General features: G+C 66.2%; 1 protein-coding gene. It reads right to left on the bottom strand.

The features are described 5' to 3' along the window. Positions 1-430: ABC transporter permease (locus EOA24_RS40825; RefSeq protein ID WP_245502015.1), on the bottom strand; the 430-nt coding region annotated here is incomplete at its 3' end. Positions 431-441: the final 11 nt, after the last annotated feature.

The raw sequence follows: 441 nt of genomic DNA on the forward strand, positions 1-441 counted from the left end.
CGGTCATGGTGGTCGTGGCGCTGGTCATGGCGTCGGCGATCTGGGTCATATCGCGGATGGCGAAATCGGGATCGCGGTCCGGCGTGATGCGGCGCATGTCGCGCAAAATGTCCTCGACGCGCGGCTGCAACTCGCTGGTCGGGGTGCGGTCGTCGGCGGCGATGTAGATGTTGTCGATGTCGCGGTTGCCGGCGATGCGCCGCTGATAGGCGTGCAGCGGCATCAGCACGACATTGTCCTGGTCCTGGCCGAAGCCGGTATAGCCCTTGGGCTCGAGCAGGCCGATGATCTTGCAGGAGGTGCGGTTGACGCGGATGATCTCGCCCTCCGGATCGCCGGCGCCGAAGAATTGCTGGCGCACCGTCTCGCCGATCAGGCACGCACCGGTGCCGGCGCGCGTTTCGGAATCGCTGAACGGCCGTCCCGACACCAGCTTCCAGT

Origin of the sequence: Mesorhizobium sp. M2A.F.Ca.ET.039.01.1.1, assembly GCF_003998035.1 — a bacterium.
Taxonomy (GTDB): domain Bacteria; phylum Pseudomonadota; class Alphaproteobacteria; order Rhizobiales; family Rhizobiaceae; genus Mesorhizobium.